Annotated in this window: 18 protein-coding genes; 9 read left to right on the top strand and 9 right to left on the bottom strand. The window is 73.0% G+C overall.

From position 1 onward, the window contains the following. Nucleotides 1–999: 999 nt before the first annotated feature. Nucleotides 1,000–1,782, bottom strand: a complete 783-nt coding sequence (locus tag ACIP98_RS38365) for an SDR family oxidoreductase (protein ID WP_319661738.1) — start codon at nucleotides 1,780–1,782, stop codon at nucleotides 1,000–1,002. A gap of 116 nt (nucleotides 1,783–1,898) precedes the next feature. Between ACIP98_RS38365 and ACIP98_RS38370 the strand changes: the two genes are divergently transcribed. From ACIP98_RS38370 to ACIP98_RS38380, 3 genes are all read left to right on the top strand, one after another. Beyond that, complete coding sequence (locus ACIP98_RS38370) at nucleotides 1,899–3,554, top strand: FAD-binding dehydrogenase (protein WP_401981014.1); 1,656 nt, start codon at nucleotides 1,899–1,901, stop codon at nucleotides 3,552–3,554. 122 nt (nucleotides 3,555–3,676) lie between these two features. After that, entirely contained in the window at nucleotides 3,677–4,873 is a 1,197-nt protein-coding gene (locus tag ACIP98_RS38375) for a serine hydrolase domain-containing protein (protein WP_319661740.1), read from the top strand. Between the two features lie 73 nt (nucleotides 4,874–4,946). Beyond that, the gene (locus ACIP98_RS38380; RefSeq protein WP_319661741.1) at nucleotides 4,947–8,318 is read left to right on the top strand and encodes a S41 family peptidase; all 3,372 of its coding nucleotides are present in this window, start codon (nucleotides 4,947–4,949) and stop codon (nucleotides 8,316–8,318) included. A gap of 566 nt (nucleotides 8,319–8,884) precedes the next feature. On the opposite strand, the gene ACIP98_RS38385 is transcribed toward ACIP98_RS38380, so the two are convergent. The 4 genes from ACIP98_RS38385 to ACIP98_RS38400 form a co-directional block, all read right to left on the bottom strand. Then, nucleotides 8,885–9,148 carry a hypothetical protein gene (locus ACIP98_RS38385; protein ID WP_319661742.1) on the bottom strand — a complete coding sequence of 88 codons (264 nt, stop codon included), beginning with the start codon at nucleotides 9,146–9,148 and terminating at the stop codon, nucleotides 8,885–8,887. 98 nt (nucleotides 9,149–9,246) lie between these two features. After that, complete coding sequence (locus tag ACIP98_RS38390; RefSeq protein ID WP_319661743.1) at nucleotides 9,247–10,140, bottom strand: SDR family oxidoreductase; 894 nt, start codon at nucleotides 10,138–10,140, stop codon at nucleotides 9,247–9,249. Beyond that, entirely contained in the window at nucleotides 10,137–11,069 is a 933-nt protein-coding gene (locus ACIP98_RS38395) for an alpha/beta fold hydrolase (protein ID WP_401981017.1), read from the bottom strand. Before ACIP98_RS38395 ends, ACIP98_RS38390 begins: the two co-directional genes overlap by 4 nt. After that, the gene (locus ACIP98_RS38400) at nucleotides 11,066–12,577 is read right to left on the bottom strand and encodes an NAD(P)/FAD-dependent oxidoreductase (protein WP_319661746.1); all 1,512 of its coding nucleotides are present in this window, start codon (nucleotides 12,575–12,577) and stop codon (nucleotides 11,066–11,068) included. Before ACIP98_RS38400 ends, ACIP98_RS38395 begins: the two co-directional genes overlap by 4 nt. Nucleotides 12,578–12,745: 168 nt before the next feature. On the opposite strand from ACIP98_RS38400, the gene ACIP98_RS38405 reads away from it, so the two are divergent. The 4 genes from ACIP98_RS38405 (at nucleotide 12,746) to ACIP98_RS38420 (ending at nucleotide 15,845) form a co-directional block, all read left to right on the top strand. Continuing rightward, a complete protein-coding gene (locus ACIP98_RS38405; protein ID WP_319661817.1) occupies nucleotides 12,746–13,435 on the top strand; it encodes a MerR family transcriptional regulator in 690 nt (229 codons plus the stop codon). 69 nt (nucleotides 13,436–13,504) lie between these two features. Beyond that, complete coding sequence (locus tag ACIP98_RS38410; protein ID WP_319661747.1) at nucleotides 13,505–14,320, top strand: helix-turn-helix transcriptional regulator; 816 nt, start codon at nucleotides 13,505–13,507, stop codon at nucleotides 14,318–14,320. After that, complete coding sequence (locus ACIP98_RS38415; RefSeq protein ID WP_401981021.1) at nucleotides 14,317–14,511, top strand: DUF397 domain-containing protein; 195 nt, start codon at nucleotides 14,317–14,319, stop codon at nucleotides 14,509–14,511. Before ACIP98_RS38410 ends, ACIP98_RS38415 begins: the two co-directional genes overlap by 4 nt. Nucleotides 14,512–14,768: 257 nt before the next feature. Beyond that, nucleotides 14,769–15,845: a glycerophosphodiester phosphodiesterase family protein gene (locus tag ACIP98_RS38420; protein WP_319661749.1), complete on the top strand. Its 1,077-nt coding sequence runs from the start codon at nucleotides 14,769–14,771 to the stop codon at nucleotides 15,843–15,845. A gap of 62 nt (nucleotides 15,846–15,907) precedes the next feature. On the opposite strand, the gene ACIP98_RS38425 is transcribed toward ACIP98_RS38420, so the two are convergent. The 3 genes from ACIP98_RS38425 to ACIP98_RS38435 form a co-directional block, all read right to left on the bottom strand. Next, a complete protein-coding gene (locus ACIP98_RS38425; RefSeq protein ID WP_319661750.1) occupies nucleotides 15,908–16,816 on the bottom strand; it encodes a DMT family transporter in 909 nt (302 codons plus the stop codon). Between the two features lie 171 nt (nucleotides 16,817–16,987). Next, on the bottom strand, nucleotides 16,988–18,184 hold the full coding sequence (locus ACIP98_RS38430; RefSeq protein ID WP_319661751.1) for a MarP family serine protease: 1,197 nt from the start codon (nucleotides 18,182–18,184) through the stop codon (nucleotides 16,988–16,990). Nucleotides 18,185–18,437: 253 nt separating this feature from the next. Beyond that, the gene (locus tag ACIP98_RS38435) at nucleotides 18,438–19,955 is read right to left on the bottom strand and encodes an MFS transporter (RefSeq protein ID WP_319661752.1); all 1,518 of its coding nucleotides are present in this window, start codon (nucleotides 19,953–19,955) and stop codon (nucleotides 18,438–18,440) included. 194 nt (nucleotides 19,956–20,149) lie between these two features. Here ACIP98_RS38435 and ACIP98_RS38440 point away from each other — a divergent pair, with 194 nt between their 5' ends. Together ACIP98_RS38440 and ACIP98_RS38445 are read left to right on the top strand one after the other, a co-directional pair. Then, nucleotides 20,150–20,419 carry a DUF2630 family protein gene (locus tag ACIP98_RS38440; RefSeq protein WP_401981026.1) on the top strand — a complete coding sequence of 90 codons (270 nt, stop codon included), beginning with the start codon at nucleotides 20,150–20,152 and terminating at the stop codon, nucleotides 20,417–20,419. Continuing rightward, on the top strand, nucleotides 20,416–20,721 hold the full coding sequence (locus ACIP98_RS38445) for a GNAT family N-acetyltransferase (RefSeq protein ID WP_319661753.1): 306 nt from the start codon (nucleotides 20,416–20,418) through the stop codon (nucleotides 20,719–20,721). Before ACIP98_RS38440 ends, ACIP98_RS38445 begins: the two co-directional genes overlap by 4 nt. A 24-nt stretch (nucleotides 20,722–20,745) precedes the next feature. Here ACIP98_RS38445 and ACIP98_RS38450 read toward each other — a convergent pair whose 3' ends face one another. Next, nucleotides 20,746–21,342 carry a TetR/AcrR family transcriptional regulator gene (locus ACIP98_RS38450; protein WP_319661754.1) on the bottom strand — a complete coding sequence of 199 codons (597 nt, stop codon included), beginning with the start codon at nucleotides 21,340–21,342 and terminating at the stop codon, nucleotides 20,746–20,748. Nucleotides 21,343–21,430: the final 88 nt, after the last annotated feature.

Genomic DNA, 21,430 nt, shown 5'->3' on the forward strand with positions numbered 1-21,430 from the left:
TGAAGTCACGCACCCCGGCGCCCGTTTCCTTGGGCGCCGGGGTCGGGGCCTCCGGGGCTGGCCATTCTGGACAGCACATTTAGGTGCCTCCGGCATTCGCCGCTGATCACCCCGGGTCATGCACCCAAATATGCTCCACAGTCCAGAACACCCACCCCTACGACCCCGCCCCCTCCGTTGTGTTCGCGCCTGATCCCCGGTGGGGGTATGGAGGGGGACCGTGCTCGGGCCATCCGTTGGCGCAGCGCGGGGGCAAACGCCGGAACTCAGATTCAGCTCAGCGGAATGACGAACCTTCGGCAACCATCCCGAGGCGTGAGTAGGTTCCGCCTCATCACGCTGACCGGGCGCGGGAAGACGGGGGGACCTTCCGTGGTGTTGACATCGGTGCTGCGCGGGCTCGGACTCGGCGCTTCCGTGCTGGTGGTGGGGCTGAGAGCGATACAGCAAGCAAGTGGCGTAGGTCCTCGGAACGGGGATCTCCCAACTCGCCGATTCCTTCGTCGAATCCGGTAGTGAGCGTGTCAGCGACGGAATTCACACCTCTCGCTGGGGTCGAGCCTCCCGGTCCGTCAGGCCCTGCCGCGTGACGGCGCGCCGGGGACCTTTGAGATCGACGCCACCGGGGAGCCCGGCTCTGCTGGGATGGTGGCCTGGCGCATCAGCACGATTGCGGGGTGATCCTTTGCCCCACCCGGCCGCGCTGCGCCAACGGGTGGCCCGGGCACGGTGCCGCTTCTACCCCCCACCGGGGATCAGGCGCATGACGAAACCGAGGGGGCGGGGTCGGAGGGGTGGGTGTTCTGGACTGTGGAGCATATTTGGGTGCATGACCCGGGGTGATCAACGGCAGGTACCCGAGGCACCGAAATGTGCTGTCCAGAATGGCCAGCCCCGGAGGCCCCGCACCCGGCCCCCACGAAACGCGCGCCGGGGTCACTGACTTCACAGGGCACACGGGCGGGCGGGCGGGGGAAAAACCGGTCCGGACGCGAAGCGTCAGGCGCGGCCGCGGAACCCCACGTTGTGGATGAGCACGCCCCCGTCCACCGGCAGCACAACCCCCGTCACCCACGCCGCGTCCCCGGACGCGAGGAACGCCACCGCCGACGCGATGTCCTCCGGCTCGCCGACCCGCCCGAGGGGATAGATCTCCGCGATGCGGTCGAGGTCGTCCTCGCGCCCGTCCCACGCGGGCGTGCGGACCGTCCCTGGGGCGACGAGGTTGACGCGGACGCCGCGCGGCGCGGCGTGCACCGCGAGGGTGCGGGTGAGCGACGCGAGGCCCGCCTTGGCGGCGCTGTAGGCGTGGTTGCCGAAGTTCATGTGCCCGTTGACGGAGCCGATGCTCACGATCGCGCCGCGTCCCCCGGCCTCCGCCAGGTACGGCAGGGCCGCCCGCGCGCAGCGCATCGCGCCGGTGAGGGTGATCTCGATGTCCTCGTACCAGTCCGCGTCGAGGAGGTCCTCGAAGAGCGGGGGGTCCACATGGCACGCGTACGCGTTGTTGACCAGGACGTCGAGCCGCCCGAAGCGTTCGACGGCGTGGGCCATGGCCGCGTCGACCGCCTCCTGGTCCGCGACGTCGCAGGCGACCGCGCCGGCCACGCCGCCACCGTCCGTGTGCTCCGTGAGCGCGGCCGCCGTGGCCGCCGCCCGCTCCCCGTCGAGGTCGGCGAGGAGGACCGCGGCGCCCTCGGACATCAGCCGCCGCGCGGTGGCCGCGCCGATGCCCTGCCCGCCTCCGGTGACGACGGCGACGTGTCCTTCGAACCTGCGCATGCGCGTGTCCTTCCGCCGCTCGCGGGACGCCATTTCGCCCCGCGCCCCCTCTCGCCCCCCTACTCGCGCGTAGCGTAACGTGCACGCACACCAAAAGGGAGCGGAGAGGCACACCCATGGCGCTGGACGCGGACGTCGTCGTCGTCGGAGCGGGACTGGCCGGGCTGGTCGCCACCGCGGAACTGGCCGACGCGGGCAGGAAGGTGATCCTGCTCGATCAGGAGCCGGAGTCCAACTTCGGGGGGCAGGCGTTCTGGTCGTTCGGCGGCCTCTTCCTCGTGGACTCGCCCGAGCAGCGCAGGATGCGCATCAAGGACGACCGGGAACTGGCCCTGCAGGACTGGATGGGCACCGCCGGGTTCGACCGCCCCGAGGACCGCTGGCCGCGCAAGTGGGCCGAGGCGTACGTGGACTTCGCCGCCGGCGAGAAGCGCTCGTGGCTGCACGCGCAGGGGCTGCGCTTCTTCCCGCTCGTCGGCTGGGCGGAGCGCGGCGGTTACCTGGCCACCGGGCACGGCAATTCGGTGCCGCGCTTCCACATCACGTGGGGCACCGGCCCGGGGGTGGTGGCGCCGTTCGCGCGCCGCGTGCGGGAGGCCGTCGCCAAGGGCCTGGTGGAGCTGCGCTTCCGGCACCGGGTGACGGCGCTGACCACGACCGGCGGGGCCGTGGACGGTGTGGCGGGCGAGGTGCTGGTGGACAGCGACGCCGAGCGCGGCAGGCCGAGTTCGCGGGAGGTCCGCTCGGAGTTCCGGCTCGGGGCGCAGGCGGTGATCGTCACCTCGGGCGGCATCGGCGGCAACCACGACCTGGTGCGCAAGGCATGGCCCGAGCGGCTGGGCACGCCGCCGCGCAAGCTGCTCTCCGGCGTCCCGGCGCACGTGGACGGCCTGATGCTGGGCATCGCCGAGCAGGCGGGCGGCCATCTGATCAACGGCGACCGGATGTGGCACTACACCGAGGGCATCGAGAACTGGAACCCGATCTGGGCCCGGCACGGCATACGCATCCTGCCCGGCCCGTCCTCGCTGTGGCTGGACGCGACGGGCAGGCGGCTGCCGGTGCCGCTGTTCCCCGGCTTCGACACGCTCGGCACGCTGGAGCACATCATGCGGACCGGCCACGAGTACACGTGGTTCGTCCTCACCCAGAAGATCATCGAGAAGGAGTTCGCGCTGTCGGGCTCCGAGCAGAACCCGGACCTGACCGGCAAGAGCGTGCGCGAGGTGCTGCGCCGGGTGCTGCCGGGCGCGCCCGGCCCGGTGGAGGCGTTCAAGGAGCACGGCGTGGACTTCGTCGTCGAGAGCGACCTGTCCGCCCTGGTGCGCGGGATGAACGCGGTCACCGAGGACGACCTGATCGACGAGGCCGCGCTGCGCCGCGAGATCACGGCCCGCGACCGGGAGATCACCAACACCTTCACCAAGGACCTCCAGGTCACCGCGATCCGCGGGGCCCGCAACTACCTCGGCGACAAGCTGAGCCGCACCGCGACCCCGCACCGGCTGCTGGACCCGAAGGCCGGCCCGCTGATCGCGGTGCGGCTGAACATCCTGACCCGCAAGTCGCTCGGCGGCCTGGAGACCGATCTGGACAGCCGGGTGCTGCGGGCCGACGGGCAGCCGCTGCCGGGCCTGTACTCGGCGGGCGAGGCGGCCGGCTTCGGCGGCGGCGGGGTGCACGGATACCGCTCGCTGGAGGGCACGTTCCTCGGCGGCTGCATCTTCTCCGGCCGTACCGCGGGCCGCGCGGCGGCCGCGGCCACCGCCTGAGCGGCGGCCCGCCCCTCGCCCTGTCCGGTCGTACCGGTGTGCGACCCCGGTCCGGGGACGCCGTGCGCGGGAGGCACCATGGAGGGGAGCAAGAGCGGCGGCGCAAGGCGGGAGTACGGGCAGTGGTGGACGTCCTGGGAGCGGTGGCGGACGGTTTCGAGCCGGTCCGGGAGGCTTTCGTCCGGAACTTCGAGGAGCGCGGGGAGCTCGGCGCGGCGGTGACGCTGTACCGGGACGGCCGGAAGGTCGTGGACCTGTGGGCCGGCGCGGCGGACGCGGACGGCGACGGGACCGGGGCGGGGTCCGGGGCCGCGTGGGCGGAGGACACCGCGCAGGTGGTCCGCTCCGCGACCAAGGGCGTGGCCTCGGCATGCCTGCTCCTGCTGCACCAGCGCGGGCAGCTCGACCTGGACGCCCCGGTCGGGACGTACTGGCCGGAGTTCAAGACGGCCGGCAAGGAGCGGGTGACGGTGCGCGACGCCCTGGCGCACCGGGCGGGCGTGCCCGCGCTGGACACCCCGCTCACCCCGGCGCAGGCGATGGACGGTGTCAGCGGCCCGCGGGCGCTCGCCGCGCAGGCGCCGTTCTGGGTGCCGGGGGGCGACCACGGCTACCACGCGATGACCTACAGCTGGCTGATAGGCGAGCTGGTGCTGCGCGCGAGCGGCGGGCGCTCGGTCGGCCGCTACGTGGCGGAGGAGATCGCCCGTCCGCTGGGCCTGGACCTGTGGGTGGGCCTGCCGGCCGGGCAGGAGGCGCGGGTCGGCCGGATCGCCGCGATCCGGGCCCCGGAGGCGCCCCCGGCGGCGGGGCTGCGCGCGCGGCCCAAGCGCAGCGTCACCGAGGCGTACGACAACCCCCGGTCGCTGACCCGGCAGGCGTTCGGCGCCATCGACCCGCTGCCGGACGAGAACGACCCCGCCTACCGTGCCGCGGAGCTCGCGGCGTCCGCGGGCATCGCCACCGCGCGCTCGCTGGCCCGCTTCTACGCCGCCCTGGTCGGCGGCCTGGAGGACGGCGGTCCCCGGCTGTTCGCCCCGGCGACGCTCACCTCGGCGCGCACGGCCGAGTCGGAGGGCCCCGACCGGGTCCTGGTGGTGAACACCCGCTTCGGCCTGGGCTACATGCTGCACGGCCCGTCCTCGCCCTTCCTGTCCCCCGGTTCCTTCGGGCATCCCGGCCGGGGCGGCTCGCTGGGCTTCGCCGACCCGGACGCCGGGATCGGCTTCGGCTACGTCACCAACGGCATGCAGAAGAACGTCACCGCCGACCCGCGTGCCCAGGCGCTGGTGCGGGCGGTACGGGAGTGCCTGCGCTGACGCGGGGCGGCGCGGACGCCGGCACGGGTCGCCACGAGTTGCCCGGGCCCCGGGACCCGCGAACGATGGATGGGTGAGCGACGCCGCGTACCTCCGGTTTCCGCATGTCCACGGTGAACGGCTGTGCTTCGTCGCCGAGGACGACATCTGGGTCGCGCCCCTGGACGAGGGGCGCGCGTGGCGGGTGACGGCCGACCGGACCCGGGTGGGCCATCCCCGTTTCTCGCCGGACGGTTCGGTGATCGCCTTCAACAGCTGGCGCTCGCTGGACCCCGAGGTCCATCTCGCACCGGTGGAGGGCGGGCAGGCGAGCCGGCTCACCTACTGGGGCAGCCCCGACACCCGCGTGCGGTCCTGGACACCGGACGGCCGGATTCTGGCCGTCTCCTCGCACGGTGAGCCGTTCTCGCACTACACGTGGGGGTACGCCGTCCGCGCCGACGGCGGCCCGGGCAGCCGGCTGCCGTGGGGGCCGGTGTCGGACGTCGCCGTGCGGGACAGCGCCGCAGGCGAGCACCAGACGCTGCTGCTGTCGGCGACCGCGCCGCACGAGCCCGCCTCGTGGAAGCGGTACCGGGGCGGGGCGACGGGCCGGCTGTGGCTGCAGGGCGAGCTGCTGGTGCCGGACATCGGCGGGCACTTGGAGTCGCCGATGTTCGTGGGCGAGCGGATCGCCTTCCTCAGCGACCACGAGGGCATCGGCAACCTCTACTCCTGCCGGCCCGACGGCACGGACCTGCGGCGCCACACCGACCACGCCGACTTCTACGCCCGCCACGCGGCCACCGACGGCCGGCGGGTGGTCTACCAGTGCGCGGGCGGGCTGTGGATGGTCGACGAGCTGACCCCCGACTCGGCACCGCGGCGCCTGGACATCGACCTCGGCGGTACGCGGGCCGGGCGGCGCCCCTACCAGGTGCCGGCGGCCGCCTATCTGGACGGGCTGGCCGTGGACCGCACGGGCCGGGCGAGCGCGGTGTGCGTGCGCGGCAGCCTGTACTGGCTCACGCACCGCGACGGCCCCGCCCGCACCATCTCCGACGAGCCCGGCTCGCGGGTCCGGCTGCCGGCGATGCTGGGTGACACCGGCCGGATCGCCTTCGTCACGGACGCCGACGGCGAGGACGCGATCGAGATCGCGGCGCTGCCGGGCCGGCCGGCGGCGCTGGCCGTGGCCGAGATCGCCGACGAGGACGACGCCGTGGCGCAGGCGCTGCGGGCGACCGAGGAGGCGGGCGGGAACGCGCCGGCCGGTGCGGAGGAGGACGGGACGGCCGGCGAGGGCGCGCGCGCCCCGTGCCACAGCGGCGGCGCACGACTGGCCTGCGGGGAGATCGGCCGGGTGCAGGAACTCGTGCCCTCCCCCGACGGCGAGACGATGGCGGTCGCGGCCCACGACGGGCGGCTGCTGATGGTCTCCGCGGAGACGGGCGCGGTCACCGAACTCGTCCGCTCGGACAACGGCCCCGTGCGCGACCTGGCCTTCTCCCCGGACTCGGCGTGGATCGCCTGGTCCCAGCCGGTGGTCGGCCGCTCGCTGCGCAAGATCCGGATCGCCCGGCTGGTGCCGGACCCCGAGAGCGGGGAGCGCACGGTCATCGACGTCACCAACGGCCGGTTCGAGGACGAGCAGCCGGTCTTCACCCGTGACGGCCGCTATCTGGCCTTCCTGTCCTGGCGCGGTTTCGACCCGGTGTACGACGTGCACACCGGCGACCTGTCCTTCCCGCTGGGCTGCCGCCCGCACCTGGTGCCGCTGCACTCGGCGACGCCGTCGCCCTTCGCGCTGCCCGTGGAGGGCCGGCCGGCCGGCGGCGGTCTCGACCCGACGGACTTCGCCGAGGGCCCGCTGGCGGTGGAGGCCGCCGGGTTGCCGATGCGGGTGACGCCGTTCCCGGTGCCGGCCTCCAAGTACAGCTCGCTGGAGGCGGTGCGCGGCGGGCTGACGTGGCTGCGCTGGCCGATCTCCGGCGCGCTCGGCGAGACGTTCGTCAATCCGACCGACCCCTCGGCCCGGCCGACGCTGGAGTACTTCGGCCTGGCCAAGTCCAAGCGGGTCGAGCTGGTGCGGCACATGGACTGGTACCGGGTCAGCGGCGACGGCACGCACCTGGTGGTCTTCGACGAGGGCGAGCTGACGGTCGTGCCCGCCTACGAGCCGGGCGACCTGGACTCCACCGTCTACGTCGACATGCGGCGGGTGCTGCACGAGGCCGACCCGCCCGCCGAGTGGCGCCAGGCGTACGCGGAGGCCGGGCGGATCATCCGCGACTACTTCTGGGCCCCTGACATGTGCGGCATCGACTGGCCCGCGGTGCTCGACCAGTACCGCCCCCTGGTCGAACAGGTCTCCACCCCGGACGAGTTCGCCGACCTGCTGCGCGAGGTGCTGGGCGAGCTCGGCACCTCGCACGCGTACGTCGCCCCGGCCCGGCGCAACGAGGGGCCGCCGCACTACCAGCGGCCGATCGGCCTGCTGGGCGTCAACTTCGCCCACACCAAGGACGGCCGGTGGGTCGTGGGCCGCATCCTGCCCGGCGAGTCCTCGGACTCCAGGGCGCGTTCGCCGCTGGCCGGCACCGGCATCCTGGAGGGCGCGACGCTCACCCACGTCGACGGCCGCGCGGTGGACCCGGTCGCCGGTCCCGGGCCGCTGCTGTCGGCGGCGGGCGGCACCACGGTGGAGCTGACGTTCACACCGCCCGGCGACGGCCCCCCGCGCCGGGTCGCGGTCGTGCCGCTGGTGGACGAGCGCCCGCTGCGCTACCAGGACTGGGTGGCCAAACGCCGCGCGGTGGTGAGGGAGTTGAGCGAAGGCAAGTGCGGCTATCTGCACATCCCCGACCTCGGCGGCTCCGGCTGGGCGCAGTTCAACCGCGATCTGCGGATGGAGGTCGTGCGCCCGGCGCTCATCGTCGACGTGCGCGGGAACGCCGGCGGCAACATCAGCGACCTGGTGGTGGAGAGCCTGACCCGCAAGATCCTCGGCTGGGACTGGATCCGCGACGCGCAGCCGGTGAGTTACGCGGGCAACGCGCCGCGCGGGCCCATCGTTGCGCTGGCCGACGAGGCGACCGCCTCCGACGGCGACATGATCACGGCGACCTTCCGGCTGCTGTCCATCGGCCCGGTGGTGGGCCACCGCACCTGGGGCGGCGTGGTGGGCATGACCGGGCGGCACCGGCTGGGCGACGGCACGGTCATCACGGTGCCGATGAACGCGGCCTGGTTCGAGGCGTACGGCTGGTCGGTGGAGAACCACGGCGTGGAGCCGGACATCCCCTGCATCCGCACCCCGCTGGACTGGGCGGAGGGCCGGCGCACCGATGTGGAGGTGGCGGTCCAGACCGCGTTGGACCTGCTGGAGAAGCATCCCCCCGCGACACCGCCCGACCTGTCAGACCGCCCCGACCGCCGCCGCCCCCCGCTTCCCCCGCGCCGCTGAAGGACGCCGCGGCGCCCGGAGCGCTCAGGGTGGTGCCCGGGACGCCGTCCCGCCCACCGCGACCGCCCCGCCCGCAGCACGCCAACGGCTCCCCGCCGAGCCCGCTTCGCCGCCCGCGCCCCCGCCGGGCCCGCCCGCCCACCACGGTCACGGCACGGAACCTCCCGCCCCCGGACCGCCGGCCCCTACCGCTGAAGGACGGCCCCGCGGCCCCTGCCGTTCGTTCGCCGCACCCACCGCGGCACGGACGACATGCTTCAAGGCGGTGCGCCCGCCCTCCGGAAGCACCCCCCGGACGCCGACAACCCCCGCCGTACTCCGCTCGGCGCCGCGCGCACCCGCGGCCCCGGCCGCTTCGAGGCGGTGCGCCCGCTCCCGGGCGGCACCACCGCGTGGGCCCCCGCACGGGACCGCCCGCCGCCGGACGTCAACGGCCCTCCCCCGTACCCGGCTCGGCGTACCCGGCTCGGCCACCGCGGCCCGGAACGCGGCCCCGAGGCACGGACACGGGAAGGGGCGCGCCCTCACGGGCGCGCCCCTCGGCGCTCACGCCTGAACCACGCGGGTCAGTGGTCCCGGTGCTGCCGCTCGTCCCGGATCGCGGACTGCTCGCGACCGGTGCCCTTCGGCGAGGACTGCGGGGACTGCTTGCCGGACTGACCACCCTGGCCGGGCTGCCGCTGCTGCGTCCTGCCCTGCTCGCCCTGCTGGCGCATCTGCTCGTCGGTCATGCCCTGGGACTTGTCCCGGGTCTGGCCGATCCGCTCCTGCGGGCGGTCCTGCTGGCGCTGCTGCCCGGCCTTGCTACGCGTGGGGTCGTTCTTGCCCATGATCACTCCTTCGTGATGTGTGGACTGGGCCTCGACCAGGCTGACACGTCCGGACACGCTACGCATTTCGGACGAACGCGCTGCGTGAACAGTGCTGGTCAGAGTGCCTTTTCGGACCGCGCACGCTCATCGGCCGCGCCGCCGGGGCCGACCAGCCCGTGCCGTATGCCGCCCGCCGCCGCGATCCTCGGCTCCAGGCGGCGCATTTCGCGCTGCCCGATCGCGCCGCCGATCAGCCCCGGCAGGTAACCGCGCACGGACTGCATGCCGCGCAGCCACCACTGGGCGTAGACGTGCGGCGAGCGGCGCGCGACGCCGTCCGCGATGCGCTCCACGGCCGGCTCCAGCGGGTACGTGCGGTTGGCCGGCCACGGCAGCCTGCGGCGGGCCGCGCGCATCACGTCGTCCTCGTCGGCGCCGCGCACCATGTCGGTGTCGGTCCAGCTCAGGTACCCCACGCCGACCTTCACGCCCTTGGCGCCCACCTCGGCGCGCAGGCAGTGCGCGAACGCCTCGACGCCCGCCTTGCTCGCGCAGTACGCGGTCATCAGCGGCGCCGGGGCGATCGCGGCGAGCGAGGCGATCTGGAGCAGATAGCCGCGCGAGGCGATGAGCGCCGGCAGGAAGGCGCGTGCGGTGGCGACACCACCCAGCAGATTGACCTGGATGACCCGGTCGAAGTCGGCCGCGTCCACGTCGAGGAACGGACCCCCGGTCGCCACACCGGCGTTGGCGACCACCGCGTCGACCCGTCCGTAGCGCTCCACGACCTCCCCGGCGACGCGCGCCATCGCGTCCCGGTCGGTGACGTCGGCCGTCCAGTGCCCGGTGCCGGAGCCGATCTCCGCGGCGACCGCCTTGAGTTCGTCCGGCTCCAGCCCGACGAGCGCCAGACGGGCGCCGCGCGCGGCGAGGGTGCGGGCCAGCAGTGCGCCGACCCCGCGGGCGGCGCCGGTCACCACCACGACCTGGCCGTTCAGCGACCTGCTCATGCCTTCTCCTCCTTGACCTGCGCCTGCGGCCGCAGATGGTCCGTGATCAGGGTGCGGACGACGCCCGCGACCGCGGCGGGTGCCTCCAGCGGCGTCATGTGGCCGAGGCCCGGCAGTTCGGTGAGACCGGCGAAGTGGGAGAGCCGTGCGGCCAGCCCCCGGGCGTGCACCGGCGGGGTCAGCTTGTCGTCGGTGCCCACCAGCACGGCGGTCGGTACGCGCAGCGCCGCCACTCCCGCGTCCAGGTTGAGCCCGGCCAGCACCCGCCCCCACGCCGCGCGCTGCCTGCGCCCGCAGGCGTGCACGATCCGCGCCGTCGCGGCGACCAGTTCCGGGCTCGAATCCGGGCCGAGGATCCCGTGCTTGAGGGCCGCGCGGGTCACCGCGGACTGCGGCCCCAGCGGCGCCGCGCTGATCAGCAGGAAGCGGTGGAAGGCGTCGCGCACCCGCTTGGCGCGCACCCGCGGCGGCAGTACCAGCGTCTCGGCGAGCAGCCGCCCGCTGCCGGTGCTGGCCAGCAGCAGCGCGGCGGTACGGGACTGGATCGCCGGCCGGTCGCCCGCCGCCATCGCCGTCATGCCGCCCATGGAGTGACCGACCAGCACCGCCTTCTCGTCGGAGGCGAGCACGGACTCCAGTACCGCGGTCAGGTCGTCGGCGAGCGCGTCGGTGCCGTAGCCGTCGCGCCGCGGCGTCCCGCTGCGGCCGTGACCGCGCTGGTCGTACGCCACGACCCGGTACTCGCCGGCCAGTTCGTGGACGAGCGGCGCCCAGAACCGGGTGCTGCAGGTCCAGCCGTGGATCAGCACGACGGTCGGCGCCGTGCCCGGCTCGGGGCCGTACTCCTCCACGTTGATCGAGGTGCCGTCGGCGGAGCGCACGAAGTGCGCGTGCCGGGCCTTGGGCAGGTCGAAGACGCCGCTGGTCACGAAGCCACCTCCACAGGGGCCGGGCGCTGCTCGGGGGCGCCGGCGGTCACGATCGTGTACTCGTCGAGCCTCACCCGGCGGGTGGCGCGCCGGAACCCGGCGGTCGTCCCCGGCCAGACGGTGGTGTTGCGGCCCTGGTCGTCCAGGTACCAGCTGACGCAGCCGCCGGTGTTCCACACGGTGCGGACCATGCGGCGCTGCACCTCCTCGTTCCACGACCGCACGGCATCCGGCCTGGCGTCCAGCGCGGCGGCGCCGGTGGTGTCCAGGGCCCGCAGGTAGTCGGCGATGTAGTTGAGCGAGGACTCGATCATCAGGATCATCGAGCTGTTCCCGAGGCCGGTGTTGGGCCCGATGACGAACAGCAGGTTGGGGAAGCCGTCGACGCTGGAGCCGCGCAGCGCGGCCATCCCGTCCTTCCAGTGCTCGGCCAGCGTCCGCCCGTCGGCGCCGAGGACCCGGTCGCCGATGGGCATGTCGGTGACGTGGAAGCCGGTGCCGAAGACGATGGCGTCGACCTCGCGCTCGGTGCCGTCGGCCATGACGATCGTCGAGCCGCGCACTTCCCTGAGCGCGGAGGCCACGACCTCGGTGTTGGACCTGGTGAGCGCCGGGTAGTAGTCGTTGGACAGCAGGATGCGCTTGCAGCCGATCCGGTAGTCAGGGGTGAGCTTCGCGCGCAGGACCGGGTCCTTGACCGCCTTGGCGAGGTGCGACAGGGCGAGCCGCTGCACGCCCCCCAGCAGCGCCGGGCGCTTGGTGAAGGCGCCCACCTGCAACTCGCGCAGCAGCCAGAGCATTCCGCGCCGCGCCCTGGCGGTCGCCGGGACCTTCCCGTGCAGCCACCGCTCGGCCCGGGTGATGTCCCGGTCCATGCGCGGCATCACCCACGGCGGGGTCCGCTGCACCACGGTCAGGCTCTCCACCTCGGGCTGGATCGCCGGCACGATCTGGATGGCGGAGGCCCCGGTGCCGATCACGGCGACGCGCTTGCCCTTGATGTCGTAGTCGTGGTCCCACTGCGAGGAGTGGAAGACCGCGCCCGGGAAGGCGTCGAGGCCCGGGATGTCCGGCAGCCTGGGGTCGGACAGCGGGCCGCCCGCCGAGATCAGGACGTCTGCGGTCAGCTCGCCGCGCGAGGTGGTGATGTGCCAGTGCCGCGCCTCGCCGTCCCAGCGGGCCTGGCGCACCTCGGTGTCCAGCCGCAGATGGGGACGGAGGCCGAAGGTGTCGGCGACGCGCTCCAGATAGGCCCGGATGTGCGGCTGGCCGGAGAAGGTGCGCGGCCACTCCGGGTTCGGCGCGAACGAGAAGGAGTACAGGTGCGAGGGCACGTCGCACGCGCACCCCGGATAGCTGTTGTCGCGCCAGGTGCCGCCGACGGAGTCGCGCCGCTCCAGCACGACGAAGTCGGTGATCCCCTCCCGGCGCAGCCGCACCGCCGCGCCGAGGCCGCCGAAGCCGGATCCGATGACTGCCACCCGTACGTGTTCTGTGCGCTCGGCCATGCCGCCGCCTCTCGGTGCCGCCCCTGAGCCTGATCGCGCCAGTGTTCACTGGCATGGTTCGGAGCGTAGACCAGAACGCGTTACCAGCGGTAGAGGTCCGACCGCGCGAGTTGCCCCGGCCCACCGCATAGGCTGGCGGGCGTGGCAACGCACGAGCGCGAGTACCGGATGGACGAACTGGCCCAGGCCGCCGGAGTGCCCGTCCGCACCGTCCGCTTCTACCGGGAGCGCAAACTGCTCCCCGCTCCGCGCCGCGAGGGCCGCATCGCCTGGTACAACGAGCACCACCTCGCCCGGCTCCGCACGATCACGGCCCTGCTGGAGCGCGGCCACACCCTCGGCGGCATCGCCGAGCTGATGGACGCCTGGGAGAGCGGCCGCCGTGACGTCGGCGAGCTGCTGGGCCTGGACCCGGCCCTGAACACCCCCTGGTCGGAGGAGGAACCGCTGCGGCTGACCCCCGAGGGGCTGGCCGACTTCTACGGGGAGCAGGCCACCGCAGAGAACCTGGCCACCGCCCTGGACATCGGTTACATCGCCGTCGACGGCGACGACGTCGTACACGTCAGCCGCCGCCTGCTGGAGGCCTCGTCCGCGCTGGTCAAGGAGGGCATCCCGCTCGCCGAGGTGCTGGCCGCCGGCCGCGACATGCGCCACCGCATGGACCTGCTCGCCGAACTCTTCGTGGAACTCGCCCGCGCCCACGTCCTCCCAGACGCCGAGACCGGCCTCCAGACCGGCGACACCACCCGCCTCACGGAGGCGATAGCCCGGCTGCGCCCGCTGGTGAAAGCCGTCGTCGAGGCGGAGCTCGCCCTGGCGATGGACCGCCGACTGCGCGAGGAACTCAAGGGATAGCCCCGCGCGCCGCCCCCCGGAGGACTACCGTTACCCAGAGTGACTGCGGTGGCACGGACGGGGGTTGGCGTGGCGGTGTCCGATGACAAGCGCTCCGTGAGCATGGCGATCTTCGGCGACCTCTTGAAGGCCCTCCGCGAGGGCCGGGGCGTCACCCTCGACGCACTGGCCGCGCACACGGGTTACTCGAAATCGCTGGCCGTCAAGATCGAGTCCGGCGAGCGCCTCGCGAGCAAGGCCTTCATCGACAAGGCGGAGGAACTGCTCCGCTGCGCGGGCGCGTTGCGGGCGGTCGCGCCGCACCTGTCCCGCGAGAAGCTGCCCGCGGGGTACGGCGAGTACGCGGACGAGGAGGCCCGGGCGGCCAGCATCGGCTTCTATGACGCGCACGTGGTCAACGGGCTGCTGCAAACCGAGGCCTACATGCGCGCGGTGTTCAACGCCCGCTGCCCGCCGCTCGAAGAGGACGAGATCGACCGCTGGACGGAGGGCCGGCTCGCCCGCCAGGCGCTCATCACGCGGAAGCCGGTGTGCATGCTGTCGTTCGTCCTGGAGGAGTGGCTGCTGCGCCGGCCCGTGGGCGGACGGCAGGTCATGAAGGACCAGTTGGAACGCCTCCTGGAGGTCGGGAAGCGCCGGAACGTGCAGGTCCAGGTCATGCCGACGCGCTACGAGTCCGTGGCCGGATTCAACGGCCCTTTCACGTTCCTGGAAACCGCCGAACGGCAGTGGCTGGCTTACGCTGAGGGACAGGTCGGGGGGTATCTGAGCGACGATCGCGAGAGGGTCAGCGACCTGTACCACCGGTACGGCATGATCCGGGCCCAGGCACTCACCCCCGAGGATTCGGCGAAGGCCATCGAGCAGATTGCGGGCGAGCTGTGAGCGCACTCGTGTGGTTCAAGTCCAGCTACAGCGGCGATGACGGCGGACAGTGCGTCGAAGTCGCGTCGGGCGCGACCGCCGTGCACGTGCGGGACTCCAAGGACCGGAACGGGCCCATGCTCACGTTCCCGCCCGACGCGTGGGCCGCGTTCGTCGCGTTCGCCGCCGCGGTGGGCCCCGAGGCCGCGTAGGTCACCGAATGCGGCCGGCACGTGGCGACCGCGCCCAGGGCGCTGACCGGCCGGCTCGTACGCCTGCGGGCCCCCGCCCAGGCGCGTGGCGGCCCACGACGGCGCGCCGGACCGCGGAGGAAGGCCCCCTTCCGACCGGCGCCCGGGGGCGACCGTTCCCCGGGCGTTCACCATGTCCTCATACCGATGCTTGGTGCGGGCTTTGCCTGCGTCCTACCTTCGCGAAGTTCAGTTCGCCCGAAGTAGACGAGGTATAAATGTCCCTCCGGCATGCAGTCGCCGCCCTGGCAGTGGTGCCCGCGCTGGTGGTCCCCGCGACCGCCCAGGCGGCCACGGACCACCATCACCACCACGTTCCGTCCCAGAAGAACCACTTCGACCTGCAGGCCCACCGCGGCGGCCTCGGCATGACCACCGAGGAGTCGCTGGAGGGCTTCGGCAAGGCGCTGCGCCTCGGTGTGAGCACCCTGGAGCTGGACACCCACGTCACCAAGGACGAGAAGGTCGTGGTCAACCACGACCGGCAGATCAGCGCGCAGAAGTGCAAGGACACCGCTCCGGTGACGCCGGGCGACCCGATGTACCCCTACGTCGGGAAGTACATCAAGGACCTGACCCTGGCCCAGATCAAGACCATGGACTGCGGCTACCAGCAGCTGCCCGGCTTCCCCGAGCAGGAGCAGATCAAGGGCTTCCGCATGGTGGAGCTCAAGGACGTCCTGAACCTGGTCAAGAGCTACCGGGCCAACAAGGTCAAGCTCAACATCGAGACCAAGGTGGAGGCCGGCGCGCCCACGCAGACCGCGCCCCGCGAGCTGTTCGTGCGGCGTGTCTTCGAGGAGATCCACCGCTCGGGCATCGAGAAGCAGGTCACCATCCAGTCCTTCGACTGGGGCGCGCTGAACGAGATGCACAAGCTCGCGCCGAAGTACCCGCTGGTGGCGCTCACCAACTTCGACTTCCTGCAGGTCGGCAAGCCCGGCGCCTCCCCGTGGCTCGGCGGCATCGACGCCGACGACTACGACGGCGACTTCGTCAAGGCCGCCGCCTCCATCCCCGGCGTCACGGCGCTCTCGCCGGTCTACGGCCTGCCGCAGAACGGCACCGTCGCCGACCCCAACTTCACGTTCTACGTCAACAAGAAGATGGTGGACGACGCCCACCGGCGCGGCCTGCGGGTCGTCCCGTGGACCTGTGACGACCCCGCCACCATCAAGGCGCTGCTCGACATGAACATCGACGGCATCATCACGGACTACCCGAACCGGGTCCGCGACATCATGGCCGAGCGCGGGATGCGGCTGCCCCGCGCCTACAAGGCGCCCCGCCACTGACGACCGGCGCCCCTGCACGGATACGCCCCCGGAGCCGCGCGGTTCCGGGGGCGTACGCACGCTCACATGGGCGACCCGGCCGGCTGGCCCGCGGCCACCGGCGCGTTCTCCTCGGGGTGGACGCACTTGTACAGGCACTGCGTGCGGGAGAGCGCGAAGACGCCGTAGGTGAGCAGGGCGAAGCCCAGCACCGCGGGCGCCAGCCACAGCCCGGTCCGCGGCTGCTCCCCGTACAGGACCACCCCGAGGGCGAAGCCCGCCACGGCGTCGCAGAGCGTCAGGGCGGGCTGGGAGGCGATGAGCGGGCCGCCCTGCATGGCGGTGCCGAGCAGGAAGAGGGAGAAGCCGCCCGTGGCGGCGAAGGCGTAGGTCTGCCAGGACAGCAGCCAGGCCGCGATGCCCTGGTGGCCCAGGATGTCCATGGACGACTTGATCAGCGCGGCGGTCAGCGCGTTGCCCACGGCCGCCGCCGCACCGAGGCAGGCCGCACGGGTCAGGCCGAGGGGACGCCGCAGCCCGGCCACCACCAGTGCGGCGCCCAGCCCGCCGACGATGAGCAGCGTCGGCACCCACCAGATCCCCGGCACCTGTTCGCGTCCTCCGGTGGGCGCCAGCGAGAACAGGAAGACGCCCAGGCCCACGGCGATGCACCCGACGCAGAGCCACGCCTTGTGCGAGAGGTCGACGTGGAAGACGGCCCCGCCGATCACCAGGGCCAGCGGCAGTTCCAGGATGAAGACCGGCTGCACGGTGGCCAGGGAGCCGGTGCCGAGGGCGAGTGCCTGGAAGACCGCGGCGCCGACGACCGCGAGGATGCCGGCCAGCCAGACCGGGGTGCGCAGCAGGTCGCGCATGAGCCCGAGGCGCAGCGAGGTGGAGGCGGGGACCTTCAGTACCGCCTGCCGTTGAAGCACGGTCCCGAGCGCGTTGCTGCACGCCGCGATCACGGCGAAGAGGACCGACAGGATCATGTCGGCTGCACCACTTCCGTGCCTCCGCTGGCTCGACCTGGTCCGGCACGGGCCGTGTACGCCCACGGCCCCCGGAGCTCACGGACCGCCGCAATACCGAGATACGGGGCAGATCGGGAATCTCCGGTCAAAGGCTCAGTCTAACGTCGGCGGCGCGGGCACCGCCCGGCCTCACAGGGCCGCGCGGCTGCCGGTGTCCACGGCCTGCGTGGCGGCCGCGGCGCGGCGCGCGTCGTCGCGGACCTCGTCGGCGGTGAGGACGTAGCCGGTGGTGGAGTCCGTGGTGGAGCGGGCGAAGACGACCCCGTAGACGTGGCCCGTGGTGTCCAGCAGCGGGCCGCCCGAGTTGCCGGGGCGCACGACCGAGCGCACCTGGTAGATGTCGCGGGTCACGATGCCGTCCCCGTAGATGTCCTGGCCGGTGGCGCGGATGCGGCCGGCCACGGTCGCCGCCCGCAGGTCCAGGCCGCCGTCCTCGGGGTATCCGGCCACGACCGCGCCGTCGCCGCGCTCGGCGGCGTCGGTGAAGTCCAGGGTGGGGGCGCGCAGCCCGGGCACGTTGAGGACCGCGACGTCCTTGCCGGGGTCGAAGAGCACGACCGTGGCCCGGTACGCGCGCCCGGCGCCGCCGATCTGGACGGCGGGGCTGTCGACGCCCGCGACGACGTGGGCGTTGGTCATGACGTGCTCGTCGGCGTAGACGAAGCCGGTGCCCTCCTGGCCCTGGCGGCGGCCGTCCACGAAGGCGATGCCCTCGATCTTCACCGTGCTGCGGGCGGCGGCCCGTGAGGCGGCCTCGGTGACGCTGTCGCCGGACGGCGCGGGCACCCCGTTGACGGGCTCGGACTCGAAGGGGTTGAAGACCTGCGGGAAGCCGGCCTGGGCCAGGGCGCTGGACGCGCTGCTGAACCAGCTGGGCGCCTGCCGCGGCATGGTGTCCTGGACAGCGCCGAGCACCGCGGAGCCGCGGATCGACTGGGCGAGCACGCTGGACGAGGCGGTCACCAGGACGCTCGCGGCGACCCAGGCGACCAGCAGCACCGCCACCGCGTTCGCGGCCGCCCCGCCGACACCGTCGAGCCAGCGCAGCGGCCCCCAGTCCAGTCCGGTGCGTACCTTCCAGGCGACCCCGGAGGCGACGGCGTGGCCCGCGGCCGCCGGGATGAGGACGGTGAGCAGGGCGACGAGCGTGGCGCGGGAGGTGCCCGGCTCGACGTACTGGAGCACGTACGGCAGCAGCCACACGCCGATCACGGCGCCACCGAGGAAGCCCGCGAGCGAGATGGTGCCCGCGACCAGTCCTCGCCGGTAACCGGCGACCGCGTAGGCGACCGTCAGCACGAGCAGCAACAGGTCGAGCAGGTTCAACCGAGAGGCCTTTCCCCGAAACCGTATGGACCCGTAAAAACGCACATTAACCGACCATCGGTTCCCTTTTGTGTCGCACCGCACGCACTCTCTGCCCGAAAAGCCATACGAACGGCCCGGTTCCGGCCCCGTAGAAGGTTCTACGGAGGCCGTCACCGGGCCGTTCATCGCGCCGTACCCCGTCCCCACGGGTGGGCGCGCACGGGACGTCCCACCGCTCAGGGGAGGTCCCGCGGCACAGCGGAGCCCGACGTCACATGTGCACGACGGGGGCCGCGCCGGCGTCCTGCCGCGGCGCGCCGCGCCGGTAGAGCAGGAAGCTGATCACCAGGCCGGCCGCGAAGAAGGCCGCCGCCCACCAGTAGGCCGTCGAGTAGCTCTCCAGCGCGGCGTTCGCCTTCACCAGCGGGTCGGCCGGGTCCTTGCCCGCGATGTAGTCCGTGGCGGCGCTCGTGGCAAGGGTGTTGAGCAGGGCGGTACCGATCGAGCCGCCGATCTGCTGCATGGCGTTGACGGCGGCGGACGCGACGCCCGCGTCCTCGGCGCCGACGCCGGTGGTCGCCAGGTTCATGGCGGGCGGGAAGATCAGGCCCATGCCGAGGCCGATCACCAGCAGCGGCGGCAGGACCTCGGTGGCGTAGCCGCTGTGCAGGCCGAGCCCGGTCAGCCAGACCAGTCCGGCGGCGGCCAGGCCGAAGCCCACCGGGACCACCGGCTTGGGGCCGATGCGGGGCACCAGCACGACGGTGGCGACCTGGGCGCCCACCATCAGCGCGGCGACCAGCGGAAGGAAGGCCAGGCCGGTCCTGACCGCCGAGAAGCCGAGGGTGAGCCGCAGGTAGTAGGTCAGGAAGAGGAAAACCGCGAACATGCCGGCGCTGGAGACCAGCGAGGCGGCGAAGGAGGCGCCGCGGTTGCGGTCGAGCAGCACGCGCAGCGGCAGCAGCGGGTGCGCGGCCCGGGTCTGCCACCAGGTGAAGGCGGTCAGCAGCAGCCCGCCGGCGACCAGGTAGCCCCAGGTCTGCGGGGAGCTCCAGTCGTGGCTCTCGGCGTTGGAGAAGCCGTAGACCAGGGCGAACAGTCCGGTGGTGACCAGCAGCGTGCCGGGCAGGTCGATGGAGGCGCCGGGACGGCGGCGGGCACGCTGCAGCAGGGCCATGCCGCCGAGGAAGGCGACGACGGCGAAGGCCAGGTTGACGTACAGGGTCCAGCGCCAGTTCAGGTACTCGGTGAGGACACCGCCGAGCAGCAGGCCGACGGCCGCGCCCGATCCGGCGATGGCGCCGTAGATGCCGAACGCGCGGGCGCGTTCCCTGGGCTCGGTGAAGGTCGTCGTCAGCAGCGACAGCGCGGCGGGCGCCAGCAGGGCGCCGAATCCGCCCTGCAGGGCGCGGGCGGTGACCAGCATCTCGAAGCTGCCGGCCGCGCCGCCGAGCGCGGAGGCCGCCGCGAAGCCGGCGACCCCGATGAGGAAGGCGGTCTTGCGGCCGAAGAGGTCGGCGATCCGGCCGCCGAGCAGCAGCAGGCTGCCGAACGCGAGGGCGTACGCGGTGACGATCCACTGCCGGTTGCCGTCGGTGAAGCCGAGGTCGGCCTGGGCGGAGGGCAGGGCGATGTTCACGATGGTCGCGTCCAGCACGACCATCAGCTGGGCGACGCCGATGACGGCGAGGACCCACCAGCGCCTGGCGTGGACGTCGTGGTCGTGGCCCACCCCCTCGACCGGGGGTGCGGCGACGCCGGCGCGGGGCTCGGCGGTGCTCTGGGACATGGGGACGTGCTCCCGTCGTTCGGAAGAGGCGTGGGACAGGCGTGGGGCAGGCGTGATCACGGGGTACGATCGATACGAAACCGTTTCGTACGCTTGAAGCCTAAGCTCCGATCCATCGAAACGCAAGAGTTTCGATCGCATGGCCGCGGGACGCTGCCTAGAGTGGGTGCCGAGCGAACGAGGAGGTGCGTGCCGTGGCCGACCAGCACACGGGAGATCGCCCGGAACAGGCGATACTGCAACGGATCAGCGCGATGGTCACCGACGAGCGGACGCTGCGCGAACTGCTCGCCGCGGGGCGGATCGACGGCGAGACCGAGCGGGAGCGGCTCGACGCACTGGAGCGCGAACTCGACCAGTGCTGGGACCTGTTGCGCCAGCGCCGCGCCAAGACCGAGGTCGGGCAGGACCCGGGCCAGGCCCGCGTGCGGCCCTCCGGCACGGTGGAGGGCTACCAGTCGTGAGCGCCCCGACGATCACCGACTCCCCGGGGACCCGCCGCTACGAGGCGCACGTGGACGGCAGACTGGCCGGGTTCTCGGCGTACATCCGCACACCCGAGATGATCGCCTTCCTGCACACCGAGGTGGACCCGGAGTTCGAGGGCCGCGGCGTGGGGTCGGCGCTCGCCCGGCAGGCGCTGGACGAGGCCCGGGAGCGCGGGCAGAGCGTGCTGGCGGCGTGCCCCTTCATCGCGGGCTGGATCGCCCACCACCCGGACTACCAGGACCTGGAGTACAGGCCCCGCAGCGTCGTCAGCGACTGAGATCGGCCGCCGCGGCCCGTCGGGTCAGCGACGGAAGCCCAGGGCCGGCAGCACGATCGCGTCGATGTAGCGGTGCATGAAGGCCGCGTCGACCTCCACGTCCTCCAGCAGGCGCCGGGTGATGACGGCGCCCAGCATCATGTGCGGCATGAAGTCGGCCGCCGGGTTGTCCCGGGGGATCTCGCCGCGGTCGGCGGCCCGGGTCAGCAGCTGGCGCAGCCCGGCCAGCTCGGGGTCGATGAGGTGCTCGCGCATCGCCTCGGCGAGGTCGGGACTGCCGGCGGAGGCGTGCGACAGCCCCCTGAGCAGCGAGGTGTCCACCTCGGAACCGTCCCCGAACCCGTCGGCCATGGCGTGCAGATCGCCGTCGAGGGAACCGGTGTCGACCGGCGCGTGCGCGGGCTTGGTGCAGCGCAACGCGGTGACCACCAGCTCCGGCTTGCTCTTCCACTGCCGGTAGAGCGTCGCCTTGCTGGACCGGGTGCGGGAGGCGACCGCGTCCATGGTCAGCGCCTCGTAGCCGACCTCGCGGAGCAGTTCGATCACCGCCCCGTAGAGCTCCTGCTCACGCTCCGGTGTCAGGCGGGTGCGCCGCGCCGCGGCGCTCGCGTCCGTGGTCATCTCGACTCTCCGTCTCTCGTCCCCTGCGAAACGGTTTCGTATCCAATGACAATATGGCACCGCCCACCGAAACCGAAACGTTTCGATG

The sequence above is a fragment of the Streptomyces sp. NPDC088354 genome, assembly GCF_044753585.1.
Taxonomy (GTDB): Bacteria; Actinomycetota; Actinomycetes; order Streptomycetales; family Streptomycetaceae; genus Actinacidiphila.

Coding starts and splice junctions, on each gene's coding strand:
- ACIP98_RS38420 (WP_319661749.1), top strand. CDS start 14,769: ATGTCCCTCCGGCATGCAGTCGCCGCCCTGGCAGTGGTGCCCGCGCTG.
- ACIP98_RS38400 (WP_319661746.1), bottom strand. CDS start 12,577: ATGGCCGAGCGCACAGAACACGTACGGGTGGCAGTCATCGGATCCGGC.
- ACIP98_RS38390 (WP_319661743.1), bottom strand. CDS start 10,140: ATGAGCAGGTCGCTGAACGGCCAGGTCGTGGTGGTGACCGGCGCCGCC.
- ACIP98_RS38425 (WP_319661750.1), bottom strand. CDS start 16,816: ATGATCCTGTCGGTCCTCTTCGCCGTGATCGCGGCGTGCAGCAACGCG.
- ACIP98_RS38435 (WP_319661752.1), bottom strand. CDS start 19,955: ATGTCCCAGAGCACCGCCGAGCCCCGCGCCGGCGTCGCCGCACCCCCG.
- ACIP98_RS38370 (WP_401981014.1), top strand. CDS start 1,899: ATGGCGCTGGACGCGGACGTCGTCGTCGTCGGAGCGGGACTGGCCGGG.
- ACIP98_RS38405 (WP_319661817.1), top strand. CDS start 12,746: ATGGACGAACTGGCCCAGGCCGCCGGAGTGCCCGTCCGCACCGTCCGC.
- ACIP98_RS38365 (WP_319661738.1), bottom strand. CDS start 1,782: ATGCGCAGGTTCGAAGGACACGTCGCCGTCGTCACCGGAGGCGGGCAG.
- ACIP98_RS38450 (WP_319661754.1), bottom strand. CDS start 21,342: ATGACCACGGACGCGAGCGCCGCGGCGCGGCGCACCCGCCTGACACCG.
- ACIP98_RS38385 (WP_319661742.1), bottom strand. CDS start 9,148: ATGGGCAAGAACGACCCCACGCGTAGCAAGGCCGGGCAGCAGCGCCAG.